Source organism: Longimicrobium sp., assembly GCF_036399935.1.
Taxonomy (GTDB): Bacteria; Gemmatimonadota; Gemmatimonadetes; order Longimicrobiales; family Longimicrobiaceae; genus Longimicrobium.
In genome coordinates, this window is record NZ_DASWMD010000005.1 from 22,898 (window position 1) to 48,224 (window position 25,327).

Annotated in this window: 18 protein-coding genes; 6 read left to right on the forward strand and 12 right to left on the reverse strand. The window is 70.4% G+C overall.

Annotated elements, in window-relative coordinates; genetic code table 11:
* The first annotated feature begins 94 nt into the window (after positions 1-94).
* The 5 genes from VGB24_RS01700 (at position 95) to VGB24_RS01720 (ending at position 7,644) form a co-directional block, all read left to right on the forward strand.
* Positions 95-3,388: a SusC/RagA family TonB-linked outer membrane protein gene (locus VGB24_RS01700; RefSeq protein ID WP_331071221.1), complete on the forward strand. Its 3,294-nt coding sequence runs from the start codon at positions 95-97 to the stop codon at positions 3,386-3,388.
* 15 nt (positions 3,389-3,403) lie between these two features.
* Positions 3,404-4,783: a SusD/RagB family nutrient-binding outer membrane lipoprotein gene (locus VGB24_RS01705; RefSeq protein WP_331071222.1), complete on the forward strand. Its 1,380-nt coding sequence runs from the start codon at positions 3,404-3,406 to the stop codon at positions 4,781-4,783.
* A 75-nt stretch (positions 4,784-4,858) separates the two neighbouring features.
* Positions 4,859-5,350, forward strand: coding sequence for a hypothetical protein (locus VGB24_RS01710; protein WP_331071223.1), 492 nt, complete (start codon positions 4,859-4,861; stop codon positions 5,348-5,350).
* Positions 5,351-5,536: 186 nt separating this feature from the next.
* Entirely contained in the window at positions 5,537-7,504 is a 1,968-nt protein-coding gene (gene ftsH, locus VGB24_RS01715; protein ID WP_331071224.1) for an ATP-dependent zinc metalloprotease FtsH, read from the forward strand.
* Positions 7,501-7,644 (forward strand): hypothetical protein, encoded by a 144-nt coding sequence (locus VGB24_RS01720; RefSeq protein WP_331024943.1) that lies wholly within the window; start codon positions 7,501-7,503, stop codon positions 7,642-7,644. Before ftsH ends, VGB24_RS01720 begins: the two co-directional genes overlap by 4 nt.
* Before the next feature lie 129 nt (positions 7,645-7,773).
* Here the strand turns inward: VGB24_RS01720 and VGB24_RS01725 are convergent, their stop codons facing one another.
* From VGB24_RS01725 to VGB24_RS01780, 12 genes are all read right to left on the reverse strand, one after another.
* A complete protein-coding gene (locus VGB24_RS01725; protein WP_331071225.1) occupies positions 7,774-8,979 on the reverse strand; it encodes a hypothetical protein in 1,206 nt (401 codons plus the stop codon).
* Positions 8,979-10,157, reverse strand: a complete 1,179-nt coding sequence (locus VGB24_RS01730; protein ID WP_331071226.1) for a hypothetical protein — start codon at positions 10,155-10,157, stop codon at positions 8,979-8,981. Before VGB24_RS01730 ends, VGB24_RS01725 begins: the two co-directional genes overlap by 1 nt.
* 76 nt (positions 10,158-10,233) lie before the next feature.
* On the reverse strand, positions 10,234-11,166 hold the full coding sequence (locus VGB24_RS01735; protein WP_331071227.1) for a M23 family metallopeptidase: 933 nt from the start codon (positions 11,164-11,166) through the stop codon (positions 10,234-10,236).
* A gap of 333 nt (positions 11,167-11,499) precedes the next feature.
* Positions 11,500-11,898 (reverse strand): response regulator, encoded by a 399-nt coding sequence (locus tag VGB24_RS01740; RefSeq protein WP_331071228.1) that lies wholly within the window; start codon positions 11,896-11,898, stop codon positions 11,500-11,502.
* Positions 11,899-11,951: 53 nt separating this feature from the next.
* The gene (locus VGB24_RS01745; RefSeq protein WP_331071229.1) at positions 11,952-12,563 is read right to left on the reverse strand and encodes an alpha/beta hydrolase; all 612 of its coding nucleotides are present in this window, start codon (positions 12,561-12,563) and stop codon (positions 11,952-11,954) included.
* Complete coding sequence (locus VGB24_RS01750; RefSeq protein ID WP_331071230.1) at positions 12,563-13,495, reverse strand: carbon-nitrogen hydrolase family protein; 933 nt, start codon at positions 13,493-13,495, stop codon at positions 12,563-12,565. Before VGB24_RS01750 ends, VGB24_RS01745 begins: the two co-directional genes overlap by 1 nt.
* Positions 13,492-14,220 carry an RDD family protein gene (locus tag VGB24_RS01755; protein WP_331071231.1) on the reverse strand — a complete coding sequence of 243 codons (729 nt, stop codon included), beginning with the start codon at positions 14,218-14,220 and terminating at the stop codon, positions 13,492-13,494. The genes VGB24_RS01750 and VGB24_RS01755 overlap by 4 nt, the downstream gene beginning before the upstream one ends.
* Before the next feature lie 20 nt (positions 14,221-14,240).
* Complete coding sequence (locus VGB24_RS01760; RefSeq protein WP_331071232.1) at positions 14,241-15,773, reverse strand: class I tRNA ligase family protein; 1,533 nt, start codon at positions 15,771-15,773, stop codon at positions 14,241-14,243.
* Positions 15,770-16,735 (reverse strand): regulatory iron-sulfur-containing complex subunit RicT, encoded by a 966-nt coding sequence (locus VGB24_RS01765; protein WP_331071233.1) that lies wholly within the window; start codon positions 16,733-16,735, stop codon positions 15,770-15,772. The genes VGB24_RS01760 and VGB24_RS01765 overlap by 4 nt, the downstream gene beginning before the upstream one ends.
* A gap of 83 nt (positions 16,736-16,818) precedes the next feature.
* Complete coding sequence (locus tag VGB24_RS01770; protein WP_331071234.1) at positions 16,819-17,784, reverse strand: acetyl-CoA carboxylase carboxyltransferase subunit alpha; 966 nt, start codon at positions 17,782-17,784, stop codon at positions 16,819-16,821.
* 294 nt (positions 17,785-18,078) lie between these two features.
* Positions 18,079-21,774 carry a DNA polymerase III subunit alpha gene (dnaE, locus tag VGB24_RS01775; protein ID WP_331071235.1) on the reverse strand — a complete coding sequence of 1,232 codons (3,696 nt, stop codon included), beginning with the start codon at positions 21,772-21,774 and terminating at the stop codon, positions 18,079-18,081.
* Between the two features lie 176 nt (positions 21,775-21,950).
* On the reverse strand, positions 21,951-23,855 hold the full coding sequence (locus VGB24_RS01780; protein WP_331071236.1) for an ABC transporter ATP-binding protein: 1,905 nt from the start codon (positions 23,853-23,855) through the stop codon (positions 21,951-21,953).
* Positions 23,856-24,164: 309 nt separating this feature from the next.
* Here VGB24_RS01780 and coxB point away from each other — a divergent pair, with 309 nt between their 5' ends.
* Entirely contained in the window at positions 24,165-25,253 is a 1,089-nt protein-coding gene (gene coxB, locus VGB24_RS01785) for a cytochrome c oxidase subunit II (RefSeq protein ID WP_331071237.1), read from the forward strand.
* The last annotated feature ends 74 nt before the right edge of the window (positions 25,254-25,327 follow it).

Sequence of the window (25,327 nt, forward strand, 5' to 3'; positions counted from 1 at the left end):
CCGCACCGCGCGGCCCCGCCGCGAACCACGGTGTGATGCATCGGACCCCACCCGGCGAGCCACCCGGCCGCCGACCCAAACAGGAGGACGAGGAATGAGAAATTTCCGTCGGCTGATCGCGGTAGTGATCGCGGCGGCACTCGCACCGGTTTCGTTGCTGGCCCAGGAGGCCGCGACGGTGACCGGGCGCGTCACGAACGCCCAGGGCCAGCCCGAGGCCGCCGTGCTCGTGCGCATCGAGAGCCTGAACGTCGGTTCCCCCAGCAACCCTGACGGCACGTACCGGCTGGTGATCCCCGGGGCGCGCATCCGCGCCGGGCAGGCGGTGCAGATCTCCGCCACGCGCGTGGGCCTTGCCACCCAGACGCGCACCGTCACGCTGAACCCGGGCGCCAGCCTCACCCAGAACTTCCAGATGGCGACCAGCGCGCTGCAGCTGGACGCGGTGGTGGTGACGGGCGCCGGGCTGGAAACCCGCGTGGAGCGGCTGGGCACGGCCCGCGCCAGCATCGACTCGGCGGTGCTCGCGCGCACCAATGAAACCAACGTGGTCTCGGGCCTCGCGGGCCGCGTGGCCAACGTGGTCACGCACCAGGCTTCCGGCGAAGCCGGCGCCTCGACCGCCATCCGCATCCGCGGCCAGAGCACGCTGAGCGGCACCGGCCAGCCGCTGTTCGTGATCGACGGCGTGCCCATGAACAACGCCACGCGCTCCACCTCGGGCGCGCTGCAGGGCACCGTGGCGCCCAACCGTGCGTCGGACATCAACCCCGACGACATCGAGTCCATCGAGATCCTCAAGGGTCCCGCGGCCACCTCGGTGTATGGCGCGCAGGCCGGCGCCGCCGGCGCCATCCTGATCACCACCAAGCGCGGCCGCGCGGGACGCACCACCTACTCGTTCCGCAGCTCCGTCCAGCTCGACCAGGCCGCCTCGACCCTCCCCATGCAGCGGCGGTACGGGATGGGCACGTCGAGCGTGACCCCGGTCTGCGCCCTGAACCCCACCATCACCAACGGAAAGGGCTGCTCGATCAGCAGCGGCTTCCAGTCGTGGGGCGCCGAACTGGCCGCCGGCACGCCTACGTACGACAACGTCGCCAACCTGTACGAAACCGGCCGCATCTTCGACAACACCCTGACGATGTCGGGCGGCAACGACCGCACCACGTTCTACCTGTCGGTGGGCGACATGCGGCACGACGGCTTCATCTGGGGCGACGCCGACACGTACAACCGCAGCACCGCGCGCCTGAACGCCACGCACCGCCTTCGCGAGAACCTGACGGTGGGCGGCAACGTTTCGTACGTGCAGACGGGCGGCCAGTTCGTGCAGCGCGGCAACAGCATCAACGGCCTGATCCTGGGCGCGGTGCGCACGCCGCCCGAGTTCAACAACCGCATCTACCTGGACCCGGCCACCGGCCAGCACCGCAGCTTCCGGCTTCCGCTGCCCGGCCCCGGCGACGCGCTGACCAACCGCGGCTTCGACAACCCGTTCTTCGCCGCGTTCGAGGGCGAGAACACCGGTGAGGTCGGCCGCGTGTACGGCAACGTCAACACCAACTGGCAGGCGCTCAACTGGCTGCGGCTGACCCACAACCTGGGCATCGACTACGCCAACGACGACCGCATGGAAGCCGTCCCGGTGGGCAGCTCCGGCGCAGCCGTCGCGGGCCAGGTGACCCGCTGGCAGTTCTACGACCGCATCCTCGACCACAACCTGGTCGCCACGGCCGACTACTCGCTCGGCCGCCAGATCTCCGGTTCCGTCAGCGCGGGCCAGAACCTGAACGAAACCTACTTCCGCCAGGTGTTCGTCACCGGCCAGACGCTGATCGCGCCGCGCCCGTTCAAGCTGTCGAACACGGTGTCGCGCCAGCTCCCGAACGACGCCGAGTCGACCGACCGCATCGAGTCGTACAACCTGACCGGCACCATGGACGTGGCCGACCAGCTGTTCCTGACGGCCGGCGTCACCAACTTCGGTTCGTCGCGGTTCGGGTACGACAGCAAGCGGGCCTGGTACCCGCGCGCCCAGGCGGCGTGGACCTTCACGCGTCCGCTGAACATCCCCGAGAACCTGCTGAGCTTCGGAAAGCTGCGCCTTGCCTACGGCCAGAGCGGCCAGCTGCCCGGCCAGTACCAGCTGCAGGACGTGTTTTCGGGGGCGCTGATCACCGACTTCGCCCCGGGAGCGCAGCTTCAGCCCACGCTGGGCGGGCAGGGCGGCCTGTACACCTCGGTCACGCAGGGCAACCCCAACATCAGCCCGGAGCGCGTGGCCGAGACGGAGATGGGGCTCGACCTGGCCTTCTTCAACGGCCGTACCGACCTCAGCCTGACTCACTACCGGCAGAACGCGTCGGACGTGATCTTCCCGATCCAGCTGGCGCCCTCGACCGGCTTCGGCCAGCGGGTGCTGAACGCCGCCGAGATCCAGAACCGCGGCTGGGAAGCCACGGCCAACTTCCGCGTCGTGGAGCGGCGTGACTTCAGCGTGAGCGTGGGCGGCCAGTGGGCCCGCAACCGCAACAAGCTGCTGAGCCTGGGCGACACCGCCCGCAAGGAGCTTTCCAACCCGTTCCTGGGCGGCTCGTTCGGCGGCCGGACCACCGACGCCGTGGTGGGCCAGCCCCTGGGCGTGTTCCAGGGCACCGACTTCGCCCGCTGCGGGCGCGGCCTGGAAATGGTGGGCAGCGAAAACGTGGGCGCGGCCTGCGCCGGCCAGCCTGACGGCGCGCTGTACATCAACGCGTCGGGCTTCCCCATCCAGGACCCCACCACCCGGGTGCTCGGCAGCCCGCACCCGGACTGGACGGGCGGCCTGACGGGCGAGGTGAACTTCCGCGGCGTTCGCGTGAGCGCGTTCGTGGAGCACCGCTCGGGCGGCACCAACCAGAACATGACCCGCTCGTCGATGTACAGCTACGGCACGCACGGCGACACCGAGCAGCGCGCCAAGTGCACGACCACCGGCGGCGTCACCACCTGCACGGGCAACGAGCAGGTGTTCGGCCAGGGCATGATGCCGGGCGCCGTCGTCGGCCCCGGGGCCGGCAAGGCCGTGCCGATCGGTGAAAACTGGTACAGCGTGCTGGGCGGCATCGGCGGTCCCGCGTCGCAGTTCCAGGAAGACGCCACCTACACGCGCCTTCGCGAGGTGACCATCGGCTACACGTTCTCGCAGCCCTGGGTCGCCCAGCGCCTCGGGTTCAGCGCCATCGACCTGCGCCTGGCGGGCCGCAACCTGAAGACCTGGACCAACTACACGGGCTTCGACCCCGAAGTGAACATCGGCGGCGCCGCCGCGGGGAACCGGGGGGTCGACTGGATGGGCAACCCGCTCTCGCGTGCGTGGGTGTTCTCTCTGGGACTTACCCACTAAACAGGATGAGATAACGTGAAAAGCAATAAACTCACGATCGCGGGCCTCGCGGCCGCCGCGCTGGCGGTGTCGGGGTGCAGCGACTTCCTTACCGGGGCGGGGATCGACGACAACCCCAACCAGCCGTCGGCCGCCACCACGGAGCAGCTGTTCGTCGCGGCGCAGGCGCAGGGGTTCGTCCGGCAGGAGGGGCAGGTCGCCCGCAGCGCCGCGATGTTCATCCAGCAGCTGTCGGGTACGAACAACCAGCAGAAGGACTACGGCAGCTCGTACCTGAACACCGAGGCCGCCTACTCCACCATGTTCTCGGGCTTCTACACCGGGGGCGGGCTGGTGGACTGGCGCAAGGTGCAGGCGAACTCCCGCGCCGCCGGCGACCAGCAGTTCGAGGGGATCGCCAAGGTGTGGGAAGCCCTGATGATGGGCACGGCCGCGGCGGTGTGGGGCGACATCCCCTACCGCGAGGCCGTGGCCGAGACGACGGCTCCCGCGCTGGACCCGCAGCAGCAGGTGTACGCCGACATGCAGGCCCTGCTCAGCGAAGCCATCACCCTGCTGGGCGGCACGGGCCCCGGCCCGGGCAACACCGACCTGGTGTTCGGGGGCAACGTCGGCCGGTGGACGCGCGTGGCCCATACGCTGAAGGCCCGCTACCACATGCACACGGCCGAGCGCCTGGGCACGCCGGCGTACCAGGCGGCGCTGGCGGCCGCGCAGAACGGCATCAACGAGGCGCCCGCCAGCGTGGCCGTGGCGACGAACCAGCAGTCACCGGGCAACCTGCGGTCGTTCCACGGCACCACCGAGCAGGAGGGCAACCTCTGGGGCCAGTTCATCGTGGCGCGGTCGGACCTGGCGGCGGGGCAGGCGCTCGCCACCATCCTCAACCGCCGCACCGGCGACCCGCGCAAGGCGGGGTATTTCACGCTGATCAACGACTCGATCATCGCGGCGAACCGCTTCGGCGCCGCGAGCACCACCCCCTCGATCGTGGCGACGGCGCGCAGGCCCTACGACTTCCGCCAGCCCATCGTCACCTGGGAAGAGAACCAGCTGATCATGGCGGAGGCCAAGCTGGCGCTCGGCGACCCCACCGCGATCAACCACGTGAACGCCGTTCGCGCGTCGGTGGGGCTTCCCGCCCTGGCCGGGCCCGCGACGCTGGCGATGATCATGGAAGAGAAGTACATCGCGCTGTTCCAGAACATCGAGGTCTGGAACGACTACAAGCGCACCTGCTTCCCCGCGCTCCTTCCCGCCGGCGCGCCGGTGGCCAAGGAGATCCCCGGACGGCTTCCGTACGGGCAGTCGGAGCGGCAGAACAACCCCAACATTCCCGCGGTCAATTCGCAGCCGCTGCGGAACTGGAACGATCCGAACCCGTGCACGAGCTGACCGCACGGTAACGAACGCCGAGGGAACGGCCCGGGCATTGCTGCCCGGGCCGTTCCCCGTACTCTGGAGATGCGTATGAACCAGCTCGTACCTTTCGGGCGCCCGCGGGGCCCGCTGTTCCGCATGGCGGCGCTGTGCTCGGCGATGCTCCTTCTGCTGCCGCAGGCCGGATGCTACAACATCCATCCGGTGGCCACCCCCGACGCCGCGGTGGGTGCCCGCGTGGTCGCCACGCTCACCGACGCCGGATCGGTGGGCATCGCCAGCCAGGTGGGCCCGCGCATCATGGAGGTGGAAGGGGTGATCCAGCAGATGACGGCGGACACGCTGCAGCTGGGCGTGGTGCGCACCATCGACCGCAGCGACATCGAGTCGCTGTGGAACGGGGAGATGGTTCGCATCCCCGTGTCGGGGATCGGCTCGCTCCGCGAGCGCCAGCTCAGCACCCGCAAGAGTGTGCTGGCGGCGGCGCTCGTCGTGGCGGGTGCGCTGCTGCTGGCCGCGGCGGCCAGCGGCATCGGCGCCTTCGACGACGGCGGCGGCGGACCCCCCCCGCCGGTGAACTGAGGCGGTTGCAGGCCGATGGAGAACGGGCCACCCCACGGTACGGGGTGGCCCGTTTCATCGTACGTTTTCGGTGCATCCAGGGAGGTGGGGGCTGGTCCGGTCCTTGCTTCCCCGGCGGGCATGGCCCAGCCCGAATTTCCCAACGAAAGGCGCCGCGGCGACCGCCGCCAGCGCACAGGCGGCGGCATGAAGCCGCCCCGTTTTTCCATGTGGCCCCTGCTCGTGCTGTTCGGGGTGCTCATCCTGGCGAATGTCCTGGGCCCCACCCGGCCCACCAAGATCCCCTACAGCGACCTCAAGAACCGCATCTCCGCCCGCCAGGCGGAAAAGGTGAGGATCGGCGCCACCACCATCGAGGCCATCGCCACCGACTCCATCCGCAAGGCGGGCGGGCCGGAGCGCTGGCGCGCCGACAAGGTAGAGGACGACCAGCTGGTGCCCCTGCTGGAGGCCCGCAACGTCCCCTACGAGGGGATGGCCGAGGCACGCTGGGGAATGGTGATCTGGGGGCTGCTCCCCCTGCTGCTGCTGGTGGGGCTGTGGGTGTTCATGTTCCGGCGGATGAACCCCACGCAGGGCGTGCTGACGGTGGGAAAGAGCAAGGCGCGCATCGTGGGCGAAGAGGGCACGGGCGTCGGTTTCGACGACGTGGCGGGGGTGGACGAGGCCAAGGTGGAGCTCCAGGAGATCGTGGAGTTCCTGAAGACGCCCGACAAGTTCGCCCGGCTGGGGGCCAAGATCCCCAAGGGCGTGCTGCTGGTGGGCCCCCCGGGCACCGGAAAGACGCTGCTGGCGCGCGCGGTGGCCGGCGAGGCGGGGGTCACCTTCTTTTCCATCTCCGGCGCCGAGTTCGTGGAGATGTTCGTGGGGGTGGGCGCCGCGCGGGTGCGCGACCTGTTCGCCCAGGCCAAGAGCCAGGCCCCCTGCATCATCTTCATCGACGAGCTCGACGCGCTCGGCAAGGCGCGCTCGCCGGGGAACATGCTGGGCGGCAACGACGAGCGCGAGCAGACGCTCAACCAGCTGCTGGTGGAGATGGACGGGTTCGACCCGCGGCTGGGCGTGATCATCATGGGCGCCACCAACCGCCCCGAGATCCTGGACCCCGCGCTGCTGCGCCCCGGCCGCTTCGACCGGCAGGTGCTGGTGGACCGCCCCGACGTCGGCGGGCGCCTGGCCATCCTGAAGATCCACGCGCAGGGGATCACCCTGGGGCCGGACCTGGACCTGGAGCGCATCGCGCGCCGCACGCCGGGGTTCGTGGGCGCCGACCTGGCCAACCTGCTGAACGAGGCGGCGCTGCTGGCCGCGCGGCGCGACAAGGCAAGCGTGGGGATGCAGGAGGTCGACGAGGCGGTGGACCGCATCGTGGCCGGGCTGGAAAAGCGGAACCGGCTGATCAACGACAAGGAGCGCACCATCGTGGCCTACCACGAGGCCGGCCACGCCATCGTGGCCGAGCGCGTGCCCACGGCCGACCCGGTGCACAAGATCAGCATCATCCCCCGCGGCGTGGCGGCGCTGGGCTACACGCAGCAGCTGCCGACGGAAGACCGCTACCTGCTGCAGAAGCAGGAGCTGATGGACCGCATCGCCGTGCTGCTGGGTGGGCGCGTGGCCGAGGAGATCGTCTTCAACGAGATTTCCACCGGCGCGGGGAACGACCTGGAGCGGGTGACGGAGCTGGCGCGCAGCATGGTCACCGAGTACGGCATGTCGCGCGAGCTGGGGCCGGTGAACCTGGCGGGGCCGCGGCGCACCCAGTTCCTGCAGCAGGACGGGGGGATGCCGGCGCAGCGCAACTACTCGGAAGAAACGGCGCGCGAGATCGACGGCGAGATCCGCGGGCTGATCGAGGGCACGTACGAGCGGGTACGACGCATCCTTACGGCCGACCGCGACGTGCTGGAGGTGCTGGCGCGGCGGCTGCTGGAAAAGGAAGTGGTGGACGAGGCGGAGCTGCGCGAGATCATGGGCCTGCCGCCCCGCACCCACGAGCCGCCCCCCGAGCGCGTGGTAGAAACGCCGCCGGTGAACGGGGCCGGCGGCGGAATCCAGGCGGCGGCCAGCTCGGCCACCCGCGACGACACCGTGGCCCGGCCGCCCTCGCGGGGCGGGCGAGGCTCCAGCCGCAGACGAGGGAGGCAGCCGTGAAGGACCCGCGCTACGAAGACAAGAGCCCGCACGACGTGGGCGAGCAGGACCAGCCCGAGCCCGAGCGGCCGGTGACCCCCACCGAGCGACGGCAGGACGGGCCCGAGGACAAGCCGTCTCAGGCCGAGGGCGAGCGGTAGGGACCGACGGGTTTCACGCGGAGAAGCGAAGGAATGGACGAGCCGCGGAAGGGTCACCTGCCCCTCCGCGGCTCTCTTTCATTCTCCGCGCCTTCGCGTGGCACCCCATCCACGCTGGAGACGATCGCCTCAGGACTCGTCCTCGTCTTCGTCGACGAAGGGTCCCAGGAAGACGATGACGGGCTTGCCGAGGGAGCGCGCGGCCTGCTCCAGGCGCTCCGGGGTAAGCCCCTCCAGGTCCGTCAGGGGCACCGTGGGCAGCCCCAGCAGGGTCCGGCGAGCCAGCACCCGGGCGCGGGCCTCGGGCGACTCCAGGGCCAGCAGCCGCTCGCCCCGGTAGCGCCGCCGCCGCTGGGCGAAGAGGCCGTCGCTCAGCGGCTCGTCGGCGTACCGCGACAGGGCCTGCCCCAGGCGCTCGGCCCACTGCTCTACCTCGCCGGGCGGAACCACCATCTCCAGGCGCAGCTCGCCCCCGGCGGCGTGCCGCACCACCTCGGCGCGCGAGTCGTACACCTGGGGACGCTGCACGCCGAACGACACCTGCTCCAGCGCCAGGCGCGAAAGCATCCGCAATGCCTCGTCGTCGGCGTCGGGGCCGAACGGGTAGACGGCGGCCACCCAGGCGGTGATGGCCTCGTACGTCTGGCGCACCGGCTCCCCCGCCGGGCGCGGCGGCTCCACCGTCGCGGCGCGCAGGGGGCCGGGCTCCATGAAGGCGGAGAGCGCCCCCCCCGCGTCCGCTTCCACCGGTCCCACGATGGCGATCACCGCGCGGTCGGCGGTAAAGCTGCCGCGGAGAAAGGCGTCCACCTCCGCCACGGTGATTCGCCCGGCGCTGCGCGCCGTTCCCGCGGCCGCCCGCGACCACGGGTGGTTCTCGCCGTACACCGCCGCGTCCACCCCCCGCGCCAGCGCGTCGGACGGGCTGCGCTCGCGGGCCTGCAGCTCGGCCACGGCGGCGGCGCGCTGGCGCACCGTGGCGATGCTGTCCACGGGGTCGCGAAAGAGGGCGACGAGGAGCGTCCGGGTGGCCTCCTGCCAGTTGTCGGGCGCGGCGATCACGGTGAACGACACCGCGTCCCGGTGCTGCTCCACCTCCAGGTGCGCGGCCAGCGAGTCCAGCACCGGCAGGATGGGCGCGGTGACGCTGCGGGCCGTCAGGTAGGTGATGCCTTCCTTCCCCTCGGCCTCGTCCGCCGGACCCACGGCGATGAGCACCTCGGTGGCGACGACGGGCGTTCCCGGCTCGGGGCGAACGAGGACGCGCTCCTGCGCCGCGGCGGGACGGGCCAGCAGCGTGGCGGCGAGAAAGGCGAGAAGGCGGCGGGCGCGCATCAGTTCGCCTCCAGCTTCTGGGGCGGCACCTCTACGATCGCCGGCTCCGTCTCCCGTAGCGCGGCGAGGACGGCACGCACGTCGTCTTCGGTCACCCGGTCCACCGCCGCGAAGAAGCGCTGCGACGCCTCCGAATCCAGCCCTCGGTCGCCGAACGCGCCCAGCACCTCGGCCATGCGCTCGGGCGTCCGCGCGTAGAACAGCATCTCGCGGCGCACGCTGGCGGCAGCGTCGCGCACCTGCGCCTCGTCCAGCGCCGTGGCGACGGCGGCCAGCGCCCCCTCCACCGTCCGCCGCGCCGTGGGCATCAGCGTGTCGGGGGTGGCGACGACCAGGGCGACGGCCTGGCCGTGGTGGGTCCACCAGTGCTCCACCTCCACCGCCGAGCGGGTCATCCGCCGCCGCAGCTGGTTGCGCAGCAGCCGCGCGGTCACGGTGACGGCGGCCGCGTCCAGCGGCGACGCGTTCCATCCACGGGCCACCCACCCGCGCGTGGCCTGCGGCGCGGCGCCGGCCAGCGGGGCGACGGTGTCGGCAAGGGCCTCCAGGCGCACGGAGCCGGCCGCGGGAAGGTCGCGGAAGGCGCGGCGCACGTCGTCCATCCGCACGTCGCCCACGGCGACGATGGATATGCGCTCGGGGCTGTACATGGCGCCCCACACCTCCGGCAGCCGCGCCGTGGCCAGGCGCTCGGCCGCGGCGTCGGTGCCGGCGGCGGAAAGGTCGCCGGGGAACAGGACCCCTCGGAGGGCCGTGCGGACGAAGGCGCCGGCGATCTCGCGCTCCGCCCCGCGCTCCTGTCCCAGCTGGGCCAGGGCGCGAAGGGTCTCGCCCGTTCCCGCGGCCGGGGCGCGCAGCGTAAGCCGCAGGGTCTCGGAGAGGTACTCCAGCTCCACGGCGGGGCCCACGACGGTGTAGACCACCGCGTCGGAGGTGCGCACGGCCTGCACGCGGCCCCCCACGCGCGCCATCCGCTCCTCCAGCTGCGGAAGGAGCAGGTGCTGCATCAGGTGGCCGGCCCCGGCGTACCCGGGCGGGTCGTCGGCCAGCAGCGACAGGCGCAGGGCCACGATGGGCAGCGCGGGCTGGTGGTGCACCACCACGGCCGGCTGGGCGGCGGCGGGGCGGGGCACCGAGTCGGCCGCGGCCAGCCCCAGGGCGATCAGCAAGCTCAACATGCTGCGTCAGATACGAAAAAGGAGCGCCCCCGGCAAGGGGGCGCTCCTGGGATCGACGGTCGGACGGCGGGGCGGCTCAGGGCAGCGCGTCGCCGATCACGAAGTTCATCGGGTCTACCTGGTTGCCGTTGACCTCTACCTCGTAGTGCAGGTGCGGCCCGCTGGTGAGCCCGGTGTTGCCCACGTCGGCGATGCGGTCGCCCCGGTCCACCATCTGCCCGGTGCGCACGCGCAGCCGCGAGGCGTGGGCGTAGCGGGTGACGTAGCCGTAGCCGTGGTCGATCTCCACCATGTTGCCGTAGCCGTTGCTGCGGTTGCCCGCGAACACCACGCGGCCCCGCGCCGGCGCCAGGATGGGCTCTCCGATGCGCGCGGCGATGTCGATGCCCTTGTGGGGGCGCGAAATGCGCAGCACGGGGTGGTAGCGGCTGCCGGAGAAGAGCGACGACAGGTGGCCGTCCGTGGGGAGGATGGTGGGGGTGGAGGCCATGCGCTGCTGGTTGCGCCGGATCTGCGTGACCGCCTGGTCCATGCTGCCGCGCAGGAGCGACGCGCGGCGCATCAGCGCGTCCAGGTCTTCGGAGGTCGCCTCGACCTTGCGGCCCACGCCGGGGTTCAGCTTCGCGAGAGCGCGGGCGCCCATGCTTCCCGTTCCCGGACCGCCCACGCCCGCCTTGCGCACGTCGGCGTTCACCTCGGGAAGGCCGGCGATCACCCTTACCTGCTCGTCCTTCTTGGCCAGCGCCGCGATGGAGCGGTCCAGCGCCTCCATCTGCTTTCGCATCTCGTCGACCTCGGCGGCCAGCAGCTGGTTCTCGCGCTTGAGCCCGGCGCTCTGCGAGTGGTGCGACTGCTTGACGGCGAAGGAGATGACGAAGGTGCCCAGGAGCAGGGCGAAGATGGCGGCGCCGCTCAGGGCGTTGCGGATGCTTCGTGCCGACACCTGGAACGAGCGGACCCGTTCGTTGTCGTGGGGCACGAGCATCAGTGTCCAGCGGGACTGGGGCATGCGACTGCTGATATACTGGTGACGGAACGGCGCGGGGGGAGGGCACCCGCGCTCCGGATCAGGACCTGGCCAGGATGATGGCGAAGGGAGCCAAGTTAGGCCCGCTGGACGGGGGTGTCAAGCAATCGCTGCCGGACCCCTCTCAACGTGAGTAGATGCTTCGGGTTACGCCCGGTGGACAGGCATCAAACGTTCCGGTTTGGACGAATTTCGCAACTCGTTGCGCGGTAACCGGTTGGGTCACAAACGGAAGACGGGGGCGGGACGGGCGTCGACGCAGATTGCCCGCTCCCTTGCAGAATCTGCCCCTGTAGCAGTATGCGGAATCCGCGGCTACGACGCGGCCGCGGGCGAGGGCTCGAGTGCTGGCGCCGGCGCGCCGGACAGGAGGCGGTCGACGTGGGCGAGAAGGTCCTGCGGCGCGATGGGCTTCTGCAGGAACACGTCGCCGCCCGCGCGGTGGGCGCGCACCACGTCGTGCTCGAAGATGTGCACCGTGCAGACGATCAGCGGCGTGTTCTGCGTCGCGGGATGGTCCGTCAGCTCGCTCAGCACCTCGAAGCCGGGCGCATCGGGAAGGCCCAGGTCCACGACGACGATGTCCGGCCGGTGCGCCAAGGCCATGTCCACGCCCTCGGACGCGCTCTTGGCCGACAGCACCTGGTACCCGCCGTGGCGGAGAATGGTGGTGAAGATGTCGATGCTGGCTTCGTCGTCTTCGACGAGAAGCACGGTCTTGCCTGCCACTGTGTCCTGACGCGGCGAAGTGGATGGATTCTCGGGACTTAGACCCTGCGGCCCGCGGAAAGGTCCGGCACCTCGCGGCGCGGGCGCGTGGCCCTGTGCGGCGCGTGCCCTGGATCCGCTTCTCGGCGGCGATCCAGCTCGGCCAGCAGCTCCAGCCCTCGGGGCCACGGTCCGAACCCGGCGTCGGTGTTGATGTGCCCCGCGGCCCCCAGGTCTACCAGCCGCGCGCGCCAGCACCGGGCGAAGTGCGCCGCGCGCTCGGGGTCCAGGTACGGATCGTCGCTGCTGGCCACCACGATGGCGGGGAAGGGGAGCACCGCGAGCGGCACCGGGGCGAAGTTGCGGATGGGCTCCGGCGCATCCGGCCGCTCCACGTCGGCGGGGGCCACCAGCAGCGCACCCGCGATGGGGCGGTCGTGGGCCGCGGCCCAGTGCGCGACGGCGATGCAGCCCAGGCTGTGCGCCACCAGGACCGGCGGTTCGGATTCGGAGCGGATGGCGGCGTCGAGCGTCCGCACCCACTCCGCACGATCGGGATGGTCCCAGTCGCGCTGCTGCACCCGCCGGAAGCCGCGCTGGTCGCGCTCCCACAGGCTCTGCCAGTGCTCCGGGCCGGAGTTGGTCCACCCCGGGATCACCAGGCGCGCCATCAGGCCCGGCGTCCCCAGTGGACGGTGAAGTCGAACAGGTCCGGTCGATGGTAGTGGCCGGCCACGTCCAGCGTCATCGATTCTTCGCGCACGCGGGCCAGGTCGAGTTCGGCGTACAGCGTCACCGCCTGCTCGTAGACCGGTTCCAGGATGTACGTCCCGTCCGGGCCGATGATGGCGCTCCCGCCCCGCAGCAGCCAGGCATCCGGCGAGGCCACGCGGTCCGGGTGCGGCTCCAGCTCGGGCGGCAGCGCCGACGCCCGCATCAGCGCACCCGCGGCGAGCACGTAGCAGCGGCCCTCGAATGCGTACTGGCGGCTGGCGACCTGGTGAGACTCGATCGCCGTGGGCCAGACGGCCACGTGGATGTCCTCGCCCGCCTGGTGCAGCGCCTGCCGGGCCAGGGGCATCCAGTGCTCCCAGCACACCAGCCCGCCCACGCGCCCCACCTCGGTCTCGGCGGGAGCGAGCCCATCGGCGTCGCCCGTGCCCCACACCATGCGCTCAGTGTAGGTGGGAACGAGCTTGCGATGGTGGTTCAGCAGCGCGCCGTCCGGCCCGTACGTCAGCAGCGAGTTGAAGAGCGTGCCGCGCCCGGGCCCCCGCTCCACCCGCTCGCTGACGCCGACGACCAGCGTGACCCTGATGTCGCGCGCGATCTCCCCCAGCGCCCTCCCGCTCTCCCCCGCGACGACGACGCTGTTTTCCGCCATCCGCCGGAACGCCTGCTTCACCGGGGGATGGTTCCACAGCGCGGCGTCGCGGCACACGTCCAGCCACGCGGGATAGCCCGGAATCCACGTCTCCGGAAAAACGACCAGCCGCGCGCCCTGCGCCGCGGCCTCCATCGCCAGCTCCCGAGTGCGATCGAGTCCGCCGTGCAGAGTCGGCTCGACCTCGGCCTGGACGATGGCGACGGGAACGAGGCTCATGGAGCGGACAGGGAGGCAGCTCCCTGCTGGATGGAAATCCCGCGCCCGAGTTGCGACGGCGAGACTTCCTCCAGCTGCCGGGCCCGCCACGCGCCCCGCGAGCGGGCCAGGTACACCCGGACGCCCCTGCCGTCCCGCAGCGTCATCCCAACCTCGCCCGAGTCACCGCGCACGGCCACGTACCGCGGGTTTCCTGCTTGGGCACCGAGCTGCGATTGCGTGAAGGCGCGCGCTTCCCGGGCGATCAGCGGCCGGCCACCGACGACGGGGCTCATTCCCCAGAGCAGGGCGATGCCCCCAGAGATGACGGCCAGCCCCGGAGCCGCGCGCTTCCACCATGCCCCTCCCGGGCTGTACCGCTCGACGACCGTTCCGGCCAGGCGGTCACCCATGCGGCGCCCGTTGTCCACGATCATCACCGCTTCCACCGGCCACAAGCCCAGGTTGAACGCGCGGATCAACGCCTGTCCGAAGCCGGGCCGCTCTCCCGTGGCCTGGTCCCGTACGCGGACGGCCGTCACATATCGCCCATACGTGTTGGACAAGAACGCGGGACCCATGAACACGTACCCGAGCCCGAGCACGATCAGCGGCAACGCGACCATCGTGGAAACCCAGAGGTGCTCGTCCAGCGGCAGGAACAGCCCCGGCAGCAACGCGAGGAACAACGCGGGAACGATGCAGGCGTACAGGTCGATCGCGAGCGCCGTCCCGCGTCGAAGCAAACCCGCGTGTCCCCGCGTTCTCACGCAGGCGCGGCGACTTCGGGCCGGGGGAAGAGGATGCCGCCGGCCTGCACCGTCCAGCCGGAGACGTCCAGCGCCGCCAGCTCGTCCAGCCCGGGGAGGGCATCACGCCCGGAGCCCAGGCGCGCCCACAGCTCCGCCGTCTTTGCGGGCATGAAGGGCGAGAGCATCGTTGCGGCCGCCGCCAGGTAGCGCACCATCGCCGCGAGGGTCAGGTCCAGCTCGTCGGCGCGCGACGGGTCCTTGGCGACGGACCAGGGCTGCCGCTCGGCGACGACGGCGTTGGCGTGGCGCACGACCTCGAACGCTGCGGCGGCGCCCTCGTGCAGCAGGTTGGCATCCATCGCCGCCCGATAGCGCGCGACCGCGTCAGTGATCACCAGATCCACCTCCAGCGGCGACGCCGGGACGGTGCCCTGGCGGTACTTGCCGATCATGGACGTGCTGCGGCTGGCCAGGTTGCCCAGCCCGTTTGCCAGCTCCGACGTGTACCGCTCGGCGAAGCGCTCCCAGCTGAACCCGCCATCATTGTCCCACGGCACCTCGCGCAGCAGGTAGTAGCGGAACGCGTCGGGGCCGAAGCGGTCGATGGCCTCGTCCAGGTCCAGCGTGACGCCCGACGACTTGCTGAACCGCTCGCCGCCGAGCGTGACGAAGCCGTGCCCCCAGACCCGTTCGGGAAGGGGGAGCCCGGCGGACTGCAGCATGGCGGGCCAGATGATGGCGTGAAGCCGCGTGATGTCCTTGCCCACCACGTGAAGCTGCGCCGGCCACCACTCCCGCCACGACTCATCGTCCGGATAGCCGGCGTCCGTCAGGTAGTTGGGAAGCGCGTCGAACCACACCCACGTTCCCTGTGTTTCCCCGTCGGACGTGGCCTTGGGAAAGGGGATCGCCCACGAAAGGCGGGCACGGGTGATGGAGATGTCTTCCAGCCCCGAGTCCAGCAGCGCCAGCAGCTCGTTGCGGCGCGACTCGGGAAGGATGAAGCCGGGGTTGGCGTCGAAGTGCGCGCGCAGGAAGTCCTGGTAGCGGCTGAGCCGGAAGAACCAGTTGCGCTCCTCCGTCCACTGCAGGTCGCGCGTGGGATGGAGCACGCAACGCCCGTCGGCGATCTCGTTCTCGCGCTTGAAGAGCTCGCAGCCGACGCAGTACCACCCCTCGTACGTCTTTTCGTAGAAGTCGTCGGGGTTGCGCTCCAGCGCCTGCTCGATGAACGCCTTCACCCCGCGCCGGTGGTGTGCGTCGGTGGTGCGCACCCAGCGCGTGTTGCTGATGTCCAGCCGGGCCCACAGCGCCCGGAAGCGGGCCGCGAGCTCGTCCACCAGCGCCTGGGGCTCCACGCCGCGGGCGGCGGCCGTCTGCGCCACCTTCTGCCCGTGCTCGTCCATCCCCATGCAGAAGCGCACGTCGTCGCCGATCAGCCGGTGGTACCGGGCGATGGCGTCGGCGCCGATCTTTTCGAAGGCGTGCCCCAGGTGGGGGTCGCCGTTCGCGTAGTCGATGGCGGTGGTGATGTAGAACCGGCTCACTCGGGCTTTTGCTCCGTCTGGCGGCGCGGGCGGCGCGGGGGCCGCTGCGGCTGCGCCGGGTTGGGAAGAACGGGGTGCGACGGCTTTTCCATGCGCGCGGGCCCCGCGGGGGTGGCCGCCGTCTCTTCCTTCAGCTGGTCGAGGTCGATGGTGCGGCGCTGGCGCTGCTCGTCCTGCAGCGTCACCGTGCTCCGCCAGATGTCGATGGCGATCACCCGCTCAGCGCCCACCGTGGTGCGGATGGTCTTGCCCTCGCGCGGAAAGCGCTTGCGGGCCTGCAGATACGCGTCGTGCTCGTACGTCAGGCAGCACATCAGCCGGCCGCAGGTGCCGGAGATCTGCTGCGGGTTCAGCGACAGGCTCTGGTCCTTGGCCAGCTGCAGCGAGATGGGCTTGATCTCGCGAAGCCAGGTGGCGCAGCAGAGCTGCCGGCCGCAGCGGCCGACGCCGCCCAGCTGCGCCGCCTCGTCGCGCACGCCGATCTGCTTGAGCTCGATGCGGCTGCGGAAGGTGCGCGCCAGGTCGCGGACCAGCTGGCGAAAATCCACCCGCCGCTCGGCCGTGAAGTAGATGGTCAGCTTGTTCCGGTCCCACTGCCACTCGGCGTCGCTGACCTTCATGTGCAGCCCGTGCTCCTGCACGCGCTGCCGCGTTTCGCGGCGCACGCGCTCCTCGTCGGCGCGAAGGGCGTACAGCTGGCGCACCTCTTCGTCGTCGGCGTGGCGCAGGACGACGGACACCGGCTGGTCGCCGCACTTCTTCTGCGCGACGCCGCCCAGCGACCGTACGCGGCCCACGTCGTGGCCGCGCTCCACCTCTACCAGAACCCAGTCGTTTACCCGCACCGCAGGATCGGTGCAGGTGAAAAAGCCCTTTCGCATGCCCTTGAACCCGACCTCCACGAGGAAGGCCTGGTCCTGGGGCGACGCAACGGGCTGGAACACGGGGAGTTCCAGGCCCATGGTACCTCCACTTCTATCGCGCGCGCCGCGCGTCCACGGGGGGACGCCGGCGGGCATCGTTGGGAATGTTGGGTGGGTAGGGCTCAGCCGGCGTGGCGCCAGCGTCCCATCCCCATGTACTTCTGCCACCGGGTCCGCCGCAGCTCGTCGGCGGAAAGGGCGCGCAGCTCGCGCAGGTGCCTCACCAGGGCCTCCTTGAACGCCGCCGCCGCGTCTTCCCAGTTTCCGTGCGCCCCGCCGGCCGGCTCGGGGATCACCTCGTCGATCACCCCCAGCCGCTTCAGATCGACGGCGGTGATCTTCATGGCCTCGGCCGCCTTGTCGCGGGCCGTGGCGTTCTTCCACAGGATGGCCGCGCACCCCTCGGGGCTGATTACCGAGTAGATGCTGTTTTCCAGCATCAGCACGCGGTCGGCGACGGCGATGGCCAGCGCGCCCCCCGACCCGCCCTCGCCGATGACGGTGGCGATGCTGGGAATCTTGAGCGCCGCCATCTCGCGAAGGTTGCGGGCGATGGCCTCGCCCTGCCCGCGCTGCTCGGCGCCCAGCCCGGGGTAGGCGCCCATGGTGTCGATCAGCGTGATCAGCGGGCGGTTGAACTTCTCAGCCAATTTCATCAACCGCAACGCTTTGCGGTAGCCCTCCGGGTGCGGCATGCCAAAGTTGCGCAGCACGTTCTCCTTCATGTCGCGCCCCTTCTGCTGCCCCAGCACCATCACCGTCTCGCCGTCCAGCCGCGCCCAGCCGCCCACGATGCTGGCGTCGTCGCGGTACTGCCGGTCGCCGTGCAGCTCCACGAAGTCGGTGAACACCAGCTCCAGGTAGTCCAGCGTGTAGGGCCGGCGCGGGTGCCGGGCCACCCCCACCCGCTCGATGGGCGACAGGTTGGCGAACGTGTCGGCCTTGAGGCCGTTGAGCTTGCGCTCCAGCGCCGCCAGCTCGGTGGTTACGTCTACGCCGCGCTCGCCGGCCAGCGTGCGGAGCGATCCGATCTGCTCCTCCACGTCGGCGATGGCGCGCTCGAAGTCCAGGTGGGCTACCGTTGCCACGTCGTGATTCCTTGCTGGGTCATCGTGCGGGGAGGTTCCCCCTCCCCCGGCCCCTCCCCCGCAAACCGCGCGGGAGAGGGGGGAACTGCGATCGAGGTTCGAACGGCCGCGGCGCATGTCCAGGCAGCCTCCTCCCCCCGGCCCCCTTCCCCCGCTGCGCAGGGGAGGGGGAGAACTGCACCCGGGCGCGCCGCATCCTCGAACTCACACTGAAACAAGCCAGTCCGCGCAGGCGGACTTCGTGCAGTTCCAGTCGCGGTTTCAACCGCCGGAGCGAGGCCAGGGAGTGCGCCTCTACTCCCCGCCGCTGCTGTTGATGCTGAACCCGCCGCCTCCACCCCCGCCGCGGCGGGGGAAGCGCTCCTCGCGCTGGATGGCGACCACCGCCGCCGCGTCGCGGTGAAGGCGCACGCGGTCGTCGCCCAGGGCCTCGCGAAGCTCCATCAGCAGCTCGTCGCGCGGGGCCACGCGAACCGACCGGGACTTCAGCCGCGGCGCCTCGCCTTCGCCCCCGCCGTTCTTCCACACGACGAACAGCGCACCGGCGCCCGCGTACTTCGCCAGGATGTCCCTGGTCGCCGCGACGGCGCCGGGGTCCATGCCGGCCGACGCCAGCTCGATCTGCACGCCCACGTCGCCGCTTTCCCGAATGTCGCCCAAGGCCACGGCGCTGTCCAGGAAAAGGGGCGGGTCCTCCTCGTCGCGCTCACGGTTGCTCACCGCGCCGCGGATGACGACCGGCGCATCCTGCTTGAGGACTTCCTTGTATTTAGCCCACGACTCGCCGAACGCAAGCACCGTGGCCGTTCCGTGGAAGTCTTCGACGGTGATGCGGCCCCACTCAGAGCCGTCCTTCTTGCTGATCTGCCGCGCCGCCTCGGTGACCACGCAGGCCAGCTCCACCTTGCAGTCCTTCTGGTTCTTGAGCATCGACGTGTTGCTGCGCACCTCGAACAGCGCCACGTCTTCGCGGTACCGGTTCAGCGGGTGGCCGCTGATGAAGAAGCCCAGGATCTCCTTTTCGCGCGCCAGCCGCTCGGTCTCCGTCCACTTGTCGACCTTGGGGAGCGGCGGGGCCTGCACCAGCGTGGCGGCGGCGGTGTCGCCCCCGCCCAGCAGCATGTCGAAGAAGCTGTCCTGCGCGCTCTCGCGCTCCTTCTGGATCATCTGCGCGTTGGCGAACGCCGAGTCCAGCCCGGCCAGCAGCTGGTTGCGCCCGCCGTCCTCGTCGAAGCCGTCGAGCGCGCCCGCGCAGATCAGCGCCTCGAGCACGCGCTTGTTGCAAAGTCGCAGGTCGATGCGGCTCAGCAGGTCGAACATGGAGGTGAACGGCCCCTCCGTCACCCGTGCGGCGATGATGGACCGCACCGCGCCCTCGCCCACGCCGCGGATGGCGCCCAGGCCGAAGCGGATCTTGCCCACGCCTTCGCCCACGACGGTGAACTTCCAGTTGCTTTCGTTCACGTGGGGCGGCAGCACCTCGATCCCCTCGCGGCCCACGCGCGGGATGAAGCGGCCCATCTCGCGGCACTGCGCGATGTACGACACCACGTCGTCGATCTTGTCGACCACGGACGACATCAGCGCCGCCATGAACTCGGCCGGGTAGTGCACCTTCAGCCACCCCGTCTGGTAGGCCACCAGCGAGTACGCCGCACTATGCGACTTGTTGAATCCGTACCGTCCGAACGCCTCGATCTGGTCCGACAGGTCCTGGATCTGCTGGCGGGGATGGCCCTTCTCCACCGCCTTCTCCACGAACTTGCCCAGTTCCTTGGCGATCAGCTCCGCGTCCTTCTTGCCCACCGCCTTCCGCAGCACGTCGGCCTCGGCCAGCGTGAAGCCGGAGAGGATCTGCGCGATGCGCATCACCTGCTCCTGGTACACGATCACGCCGTAGGTGGGCTGCAGCACGTCGGCCAGCTCGGGGAAGGGGTACTTCACCGGCTCCTGCCCCAGCTTTCGGCGGATGTACACGGTGTCCATCCCCATGTCCAGCGGGCCGGGGCGCAGCAGCGCGTTCGCGGCCACCAGGTCGTCGAAGCGGTCGGCCTTCATCTGCCGGAGCTTTTCCGTCGCCAGCGCCGATTCGAACTGGAACACGCCCGCGGTGCCGCCGCGCGCCAGCATCGCGTACACCTCGGCGTCGTCCAGCGGAATGTCCTCTGCCCGCGCGTACTCCTCGCCGGTCTTCGGGTGCTTCAGCGCGCCGTAGCGGCGGCGGATGTCGGCCACGGTGTCGTAGATCACCGTGAGCGTCTTCAGCCCCAGGAAGTCCATCTTGAGCATGCCGGCCTTTTCCAGGCACGTCATGTCGTACTGGGTGACGATCACCGACTCGCCGTTGCCCCCCGAGCCCTTGGTGCTCTGGGTGCAGACGGGGACGTACTCGTCCAGCGGCCCCGGCGCGATCACCACTCCGGCTGCGTGGACGGACGAGTGGCGCGACAGTCCCTCCAGCGTGGACGAGTAGTCCAGCAGCTGGCGGTAGCGCGCGTCCTTTTCGTACAGGTCCTTGATGTCGGGAATCTGCTTGCGCGCCTCTTCGACGGTCAGCGAGTACGCGGGGCCGTTGGGGATCAGCTTCGCGAGCTTGTCCGTCTCGGCGGGCGCGAAGCCCAGGGTGCGGCCCACGTCCTTGATCACGGCGCGGCTCTTCATCGTCCCGAAGGTGATGATCTGGCCCACGGCGTCGCGGCCGTACTTGTCGCGCACGTACTCGATGACCTCGCCCCGCCGCTCGAAGCAGAAGTCGACGTCGATGTCGGGCATCGACACGCGCTCGGGGTTCAAAAAGCGCTCGAAGAGCAGGTCGAACTTGATGGGGCAGCAGTCGGTGATGCCGGTGCAGAACGCCACGATGCTCCCCGCCGCCGAGCCGCGCCCGGGGCCCACGGGAATGTCGTGGTCGCGCGCCCACTGGATGAAGTCGGCGGTGATCAGGAAGTACCCCGAGTAGTCCATCTTGGGGTTGCTGATCACGCTCAGTTCGTAGTCGATGCGCTCCACCAGCTCCGGCGCGAGCGCCGTGCGGGGATCGGCGCCGGCGGGGGCGTCCTTGGCGTAGCGCTCCATGGCGCCGCGCCATACCCAGTCGGCCAGCATCTCGGCCTCGCTGGTGAAGCCCTTTTCGGCCACGGGGAACGCGGGCACCTGGTATCCCTTGGGATAGCTCCAGTTGCACTCGTCGGCGATGCGCAGCGTGTTCTCGAGCACGTCGGGGCGCCCGGGAAACCGCTCGCGCATCTCGTCGGTGTTCTTGAAGTACAGCTGCCCGTCGTACTTCATGCGGTTGGGGTCGCTGAAGTCCTTCCCCAGCCCGATGCACAGCAGGACGTCGTGCGCCTGGTGGTCGTGCGCGTTCAGGAAGTGCGCGTCGTTGCTGGCCACGACGGGAACGCTCATCTCCTGCGCCAGCTTGAAGATGCGGCGGTTCAGCTCTTCCTGGCCGGGGCTGTCGTGGCCCTGCACCTCCAGGTAGTAGCGGTCGCGGAACGTTTCCTGGTGCCACGCCACGGCGTCGCGGGCCTGCTCCCAGCGGTCTTCCATCAGGTGCTGGGCCACCTCGCCCGCCAGGCACGCCGACGTCACGATCAGCCCCTCGGAGTACTTCTGCAGCACCTCGCGGTCGATGCGCGGCTTGCCGTAGAACCCCTCGGTGTAGCCGATGGAGGTGAGCTTGGTGAGGTTCTTGTACCCCTGGTAGTCGCGCGCCAGGAGAACGAGGTGGTAGTAGCCCTTTTCGCCCTTGGCCTTGCTGCGGTCCGTCCGGGCGCCCGGCGCCACGTACGCCTCCATCCCCACGATGGGCTTGATGCCGGCCTTCTTGGCGGCCTCCTGGAAGACCCACGCGCCGTACATGCAGCCGTGGTCCGTGAGCGCCAGCGCAGGCTGCTCGAAGTCCTTGGCACGCTTGATCAGGTCGCCGATGCGGTTGGCGCCGTCGAGAAGCGAGTACTCGGAGTGGCAGTGCAGGTGAACGAACGACATGGGCCTGGAGGGCTCCCGGAGAGTGGGTGACCGTGTTGCGAAACCGCTTGCTGCCCAACGACTTGCATTGGGTTCGCGCCGGCGCCTCTGTGGTGGGGAGGTGCTCCCGGAATATGGGGCCGCGAGGGCCGGATGGGAAGGTGAACGGGGTTTGTACGTGTCCGCGCCGGAGGGGGTCAGCGATACCCCGCGGCCTGCAGGTTGAACAGTTCGGCGTAGCGGCCATCCAGGGCCAGCAGCTCCTCGTGCGTCCCCTCCTCCAGCACCCGCCCGTGCTCCAGGACCACGATGCGGTCCGCCATCCGTACGGTGCTGAAGCGGTGCGAGATCAGGACGGCCATCTTTTCCGCCGTCAGTTCCGAGAAGCGCTGGAACACCTCGTACTCGGCGCGCGCGTCCAGCGCCGCGGTGGGCTCGTCCAGGATCAGCAGCTGGGCGTCGCGCATGTAGGCGCGGCCCAGCGCCACCTTCTGCCACTGCCCGCCCGACAGGTCTACCCCGCCCTCGAAGCGCCGCCCCAGCATCTGCCCGTAGCGCCCGGGAAGCGTCTCCACCACTTCCGACGCCAGCGACTGCTGCGCCGCCCCCTCCACCCGCGGCCGGGCGGCGGCCGGGTCGCGCGCCAGGTCGCCGATGCGCCCCACGGCGATGTTCTCTTCCGCCGTCATGTCGTAGCGCACGAAGTCCTGGAAGATCACCCCCGCCTGGTCGTGGAGGTCCGCCGGGTCGTAGTCGCCCAGGGGACGGCCGTCCAGCAGCACGGCGCCGCGCGTGGGCTCGTACAGCCGGGTGAGCAGCTTGGTGACGGTCGTTTTTCCTGCGCCGTTCTCCCCCACCAGCGCCAGCCGCGCGCCGGGGCGAATGCGGAACGACACGCCGCGCAGCACCCAGGACGGATCGTCGTCCGGCGGATCGGCGGCGCCGCCCTCCTCCCCGTCGGGGTAGCGGAACCAGACGTCGCGGAACTCGAACCCTTCCCGGATGGGATCGGGAAAGGGGAGCGACCCCTCGCCCCGTCGGATGGACGGCTGCAGGCGAAGGAAGACGAAGAGGTCGTCCAGGTACAGCGCCTGCTCGTATATCTCCGTCGTGGAGAGCAGCATGCGCTGGATCAGGTCGCGCGAGCGGGAAAAGGTGCCCGCCAGCAGGGTCAGGTCGCCCAGCGTCAGCCGACCCAGGACGGTGCGGTAGACGATGGTGGCGTACGCCGCGTAGTAGCCGACGGTCGACAGCAGGGTGAGGCCGGTGCTGGCGAGCGAGCGGCGGATGGCCAGGCGCCGGTTGGCCTCGTAGAACCCGTCGGCCAGGGTGCGGTACTGCTCGATCAGGTATGGCGACAGGCCGAAGAGCTTCACCTCCTTGGCCGTCGTGTTCGACGCGGCCACCATCCGGTAGTAGTCCAGCTTCCGCCGCTCGGGCGTCCACTGGTAGAGCAGCGAGTAGCCCAGCGCGGCGAAGTGGGTTTCGCCCAGGAACGACGGGAGCACCGCCACGACCAGAAGGCCGAACAGGATGGGCGAGAACGCGAGCAGCGTCCCCGTGAGGGTGACGAGGGTGAGCGCGTCCTGCGCCAGCCCGAAGAGCTGGTTGAGCAGGGCGATGCGCCCCACCGTCTGCCGGCGGGCGCGCTCCAGCCGGTCGTAGAAGGCGGGGTCCTCGAAGTGCTGAAGGTCCAGCTCGGCCGCGTGCTCCATCAGGCGCACGCTCATGCGGTTGCTGAACAGGTCGCCCAGCAGGCTTTCCAGCAGCGTCCCCGTGCGCGCCGCCACCTCGCCCACGGCCACGATGCCGAACTCCAGCGCCACCAGCCCGCCGATGCGGTCCCAGTCGGGCGCGCCGCCGCGGGTGGCCGCCACCACCTGGTCCACGATCAGCTTGCCCACCCACAGCGACGCCAGCGGCACGAACGCGCGCACCAGCCGCAGGGCGGCGATGCCCAGCACGTAGCCGCGGTGGGTGTGCCACACCATGCGCAGGAACGGGGGAACGTTGCGCATGGCGCGCCACCGCTCGGCCAGCGACGGCGGACCATCCGCTGGCGACCGGCGCCGCTGTCCCGCGTGCGATCGTGCCTGGGCCATGAACCGCGGGGAAAAGGGGGAACGGGAACCGGGGAGCGGAAGATACGGAGAAGCCCGCGGCGGTGATACCGGCGCGGCCCGGGATGCGCGTGTCCGGAGGGGCGCGGCAGGTGGGAGAACTCCCCACAGACACGGCGCCCCACCCGCCGTACATTCTCGCCAGAAAGAGCACTGGCGTATCCCGGCGGGCACACCTATTATGCGCGCCCAGCCGGGCAGCCCCCCGTTTCGGGCACGGCTCGCGCGCGCCCACGCGCGCCGGGTTTTCCAGTCAGAGCAACCAGCAAGAACGCCGAACACCCACAGCCGATGAAGTCAGTCTCCATTCCCGCCGCCCGCACGACCCCCCCGGGGCGGGCCGCGCGCGGGATGCGGCCGCTGCTGGCCGCCGCGCTCCTGGCCCTGCTGGCGGCCTGCGGCGAAGACCACATCACCCGATACCCGCAGACCACGTTCGCGCCCGAAACCGAGATGGCCAGGGAGCAGATGTTTCTGTTCAACCTGACCATGTGGATGGGCATCGTCGTGGGCGTGCTGACGTTCGCGGGGATGGGCTACATCATGTGGAAGTTCCGGTACCGCCCCGGCATGCCCGACCCCGAGCAGATCCACGGCAACACCAAGCTCGAGGTGGCCTGGACGCTGCTCCCGGCGCTGATCGTGGCGGTGATCGCCGTCTTCACCGTGCGCGCCATCTTCATCACCCAGCCCGAGCCGCCCGCCAACGCGCTGAACGTGCGGGTGATCGGCAAGCAGTGGTGGTGGGAGTTCCAGTACCCGGTGGGCAACGACACCGTCATCACCGCCAACGAGATCCACGTTCCCATCAACCAGCCGGTGCAGCTGCTGCTGGAGTCGGACAACGTGCTGCACTCGTTCTGGGTGCCGCAGATGGCGGGCAAGCGCGACCTGATCACCAACCGCGTCAACCGGCTGATCTTTACGCCCACGGTGCCCGGCGTGTACATGGGCCAGTGCGCCGAGTTCTGCGGCGACAGCCACGCGCTGATGAAGATGCGGCTGATCGCCCACACCCCCGAGGGCTTCCGGCAGTGGCTGGAGAACGAGGCCCGGCCGGCGCTGGAGCCCACGGACAGCACCTCGGCCGTGGCGCTGGGCAAGAAGCTGGTCACGCAGGGCGCCTGCGCGGGCTGCCACGTCATCGAGGGCACGCCGATGGTGGGGCGGCTGGGGCCCAACCTGACGCACTTCGGGCGGCGCCGCACGCTGGCCGCGGGCATCGTCGACAACAACGCCGAGAACCTGGCGAAGTGGGTGAGCAACGCGCCGGCCATGAAGCCCGGCTCGCTGATGCCGCCGCAGGGGAAGGCGGCGGGCGGCAACCTGACCGAAGAGCAGATCCAGTACATCGTGGCCTACCTGCAGTCGCTGCAGTAGCGCCAGAGCCCGATACGTGGTGACGTCCCGCCCCCCCCTGACGGGGCGGTTCCGTGATCAGGCGCCCGGCCCCC